The organism is Microcoleus sp. BM001215392, assembly GCF_036700185.1.
Classification (GTDB): Bacteria; Cyanobacteriota; Cyanobacteriia; order Cyanobacteriales; family Microcoleaceae; genus Microcoleus.
The window spans coordinates 5,386-9,854 of record NZ_JAUBOJ010000297.1; the positions used below are offsets into that span (position 1 = coordinate 5,386).

Genomic DNA, 4,469 nt, shown 5'->3' on the forward strand with positions numbered 1-4,469 from the left:
CTGTAAATTCCACCCCAACACCTGTAAATTCCACCCCAACACCTGTAAATTCCACACCAACACCTGTAAATTCCACACCAACACCTGTAAATTCAACTCCCACACCTGTAAATTCCACACCAACACCTGTAAATTCCACACCAACACCGATACGTCCAACACCAACACCAACACCCATACCTCCAACACCAACACCAACCCCGACACCCACACCGACACCTGCTGGAATTACCGTTAATCCTGTAACTGGATTAATCACCACAGAATCAGGAGGAAAAGCAACATTTAACGTTCAACTCAACAGCTTAAACATCGCACCAACTGGCGATGTCAAAATAGATTTAGCAAGTTCCAATACAGCAGAAGGAACAGTTTCCACGCCATCGCTTACCTTCAACTCTACTAATTGGAACCAGCCGCAGACAGTCACGGTAACAGGCGTTGACGACTATGAGATTGACGGGGATAAAGCTTACACCATTGTTACTAGCCCTGCTGTCAGTTCTGATAACAGATTTAACGGGTTAAATGCAGCCGATGTTGCTGTCACAAATAACGATAATGACAGCAGGATACCAGCACAAGACTCGGCTGGAAACACTGCAAGTGCAGCCCGTACAATCAATGCAAGTTCCGCTCTCAGAAACTACAGCGATTCAGTGAGTAGTAACGATCCTGATTACTACAAATTCACGATCGGTGCTACCAATGACTTCAACTTGTCAGTCAGTGGATTTAATGGAGATATTAATCTTGAATTGCTTGACAGCGCTCAAAATGTCATTTCAACTGCCCAAAATTCTGGTGCTGCCTCAAAGTCTATTAACCGTCTTTTGGAACACGGCACTTACAGCATTCGAGTTTCTTCAGTTAATAGCGCCCAGACTCCATACAATTTGAATTTGTCTGCTGTACCTCGTCTTGCAGGTGTCACAACTACAGGATATGAAGGTACTGCCGTCACAAATCCGCAGTCAAATTCAATTAGCAGAAACTTGGTGGGGGGCATCAACAGCAGTCTAGCGAATAATAATCTATCCAATTTCCGGATCGATAGCAATTTCCTCGACTCAGTGCTGTTGAGTGATGTTGGCGGCAATAGTAATTTATCCAGTTTTGCTACTAACTTTGTGCCGAGAGACTTTTCTGCCGGTTTTGACGGCAGTGGCAACGACCCCCGTCGGTATCCTGCCAGTATATCCAGCGCGCAGATAAATCTGGATAAATTCCGCGCTGCACCAGCTTTTTCTGGTATCAACGGCAGCGGTTTCTCTGTAGCTGTGTTAGATACTGGCATCAACTTAAACCACCGATTCTTTGGCCCTGACAGCAACTCAAACGGCATCAGCGATCGCATTGTTTATAACTACGATTTTGCCGATGGCGATGCGGATGCTAACGACAAAAACGGACACGGATCGAACATTGCCAGCATTGTTGGTTCCCAAGACCCAACCTATACAGGGATGGCACCTGGCGCTAACATTATCGGTCTCAAAGTGAGAAAGGATGTTCCGCCTCCGGGTGGAGACGAAATTAATAAGTTTCCCTATGTCGAACAAGCTTTGCAGTGGGTATTGCAAAATGCAGATACTTACAACATTGCCAGCGTTTGTATGGCATTCGGCAGCGGTGAAAATTTTCCCACCAGTCAAACAACTTCACTCTACGGTATTGGAGATGAACTGGCGGCATTAGCGGCGAAGAATATCATTGTTGTCTCTTCATCAGGCAACCGTTACTATCCGTACCGGAACGAGGCTCCAGGTGTAAATTACCCTTCAGCCGATCCGAATTCGCTGTCTGTTGGCGCGGTACATACCTCCAACATCGGTTATTTGTCTTTGGGAAATTATTTTGCAAATCCGCCTGGACAGGATGTCGAGAAAGTAATTGCTTATACCACCGATCGCGATCGCATTGCTCCATTTTCTCAGCGTAACGGAACATTAACCACAGTTTTTGCTCCCGGATCGCCCATCACCGGTGCTGGCATAGATGGCAATCCTGCGGCTGGCATAGATCCCGATCCCGTAACCGCGTCTGGCGATCGGATCAACACGCTTCACGGTGCCAGTCAAGCTACAGCCCACATTGCCGGCATTGCAGTATTAGCCCAACAGTTAGCACAGCAAAAATTAGGCCGCCGACTGACACCAAAGGAATTTGCCAAACTTTTGAAACAAACCGGTGTCACTATCAATGATGGCGACGATGAAAACGACAATGTTACCAATACCGGTCTTAATTTCAAGCGCGTCGATGTGCTGGCTTTGGGGCAAGCTATTGCTGGAGGAGGTGTTGTTCAGAACCGTCCGCCAGAAAAGAAGATTACTTTGGCGTCTTCCATTAAGGAGTTTAATAAAGACATTAAAAATGTCTACATCGATCCTGATGGCGACTTAATCTCCTACAAATTAACTCTAGAGGATGGCAGTCCTTTAAACAGCACTCCCAACAGTAGTGGGCTGATATTCTCTTTCGACTCTAACCAGAACACCATCAAACTTATTGTCACTCCCCGAACACGTTTTGTAACACCCTTTAAGGTGAAGTTAACCGCCACTGACCCGGCAGGTGCCAGCAGTTCTCAAATCTTCAAGATAACGAAATATAACGGTCGCTGGGTGATTGATAATTACATTGCAGGTGCCAAGGTATTTTTGGATGCCAATAAAAATGGTGTTCTCGATGCTAATGAACCATCAACCAATAGTGACAGCACAGGTCTATTTAATCTCGATTTCCCCTTCGAGACTTTCGACAAAAACGCAAATGGGGAAATTGATTCAAATGAAGGCAATTTAGTGGCTTTTGGCGGAATTGATACCGCGACCGGTTTGCCTTTAGAAACGCCTGTTACTGCACCTGCTGACGCCACTGTGGTCACGCTGTTAACTACTTTGATGGTGGATTTGGTGGATCGGGGCATTGAGAGCGATCGCGCCGAATCTCTCATCAAATCTGCTCTTGCCATTCCCGCTGATGTTCCGATCGCAGATTTCGATCCGATCGCAGCCACCAACGACAGCGAACCGGGCGCAGTCGCAACTTTATCGGCAATGGTGAAAGTCCAAAACGTCATCACTCAAACTGCTGCTTTAATTGACGGTGCTTCTAATGCAGACACCAAGGATATTGTCAAGGCTGTGGTCAGTGCGATCGCGAATCCAATTCAATCCGGTACTGTTTTAAATCTGAGCTCTTCAGCAGTTTTAGAACCAATAATTCAGCAAGCAGCCGCAAAAATCCAGCAAATCGACCTTAGTTTTGACAGTCAAAAAATCACCTCAATTACCCCGCAAGCTGCGACAGTCATGGCAACAGCAAATCAACGCATTGATACTGCTGTTTCCAACCCAACAGTCACATCAATTCCTGCTTCAGTTGCCCGCGTCCAAAAAGTAGCTTTGGGCGCAACAACTCAAGATTTAAAAGCTGTTGGTGCAGGAAGTAAACCTATTTCGCAGGTAGTTGCTGACAATACTGGCACTGCTTTAGATAGCAAAATTCAAGCTGTCACATTGCCTGTTGCGATCGCGACTCCTGTTGCGATCGGCGATGCTGATTTGGGCAGCAATTCCCCGAATCGCATTCTCGGTACAAGTGGCAACGATACCCTGACTGGCGACAGCGGGAATAATGTGTTGATGGGAATGATGGGCAATGATTCCCTCGACGGTGGGCTGGGTAATGACTCTCTTTTCGGCGGCAAAGGTAGCGATACTTTGCTCGGCGGTAGCGGTGATGATGCCTTGTTTGGCGGCCGCGGTGCTGATAGTTTGAACGGTGGTGATGGCAATGATAGTCTGCTGGGAGGTAAGGGCGACGATTTGCTGAATGGCGGTTTGGGAAATGATACTTTGACGGGAGGTGATGGCAACGATAAATTCTTGCTTTCCAGCAATTTTGGTACTGATACTATTACTGACTTTGCAGTTGGAAAAGACTTGTTAGTTTTGGGTAACGGGCTGAGTTTCTCGCAACTGTCAATTACTCAAGAAAACAGTGCAACTTTCATCCGTTTGTCAGCTACCGGAGAGATTTTAGCATCTCTGAATGGGGTGACGGCAAGTGCGATTAATGCCACCAATTTTGGCTCAATCTAATAGCCATGTAGGGACTTAGGCTAGCCCATTGGTGTCAACTTTAAGCTTTGAATCCGCCAGTCCTCCCGCCCACCCGGTAGTCCGCCAGGGAATGAATTCCCTGTCTCATAGCGAAAGTCCTCTCAAAGAGGACTAATGAGTGGAAAAAGTTCTGATTCTCAGTCCTCTTTGAGAGGACTTCAGCTTTGAGGCAGGGGTTTAAACCCCTGTCTCCCGCCCACCCAGCAGCCCTAGGAGTGAATCAATTCCACGGGGCTTATAGCGAAAGTCCTCTCAAAGAGGACTAATGAGTTGAAAAAATTATTATTCTCAGTCCTCTTTGAGAGGACTTCAGCTTTGAGGCAGGGGTTTAAACCCCTG

Annotated in this window: 1 protein-coding gene; it reads left to right on the forward strand. The window is 46.8% G+C overall.

Annotation, left to right across the window (positions count from 1 at the left end):
* Positions 1-4,109 (forward strand): S8 family serine peptidase (locus QT974_RS25145; protein WP_333471133.1); only part of this gene is annotated, 4,109 nt, incomplete at its 5' end.
* Positions 4,110-4,469: the final 360 nt, after the last annotated feature.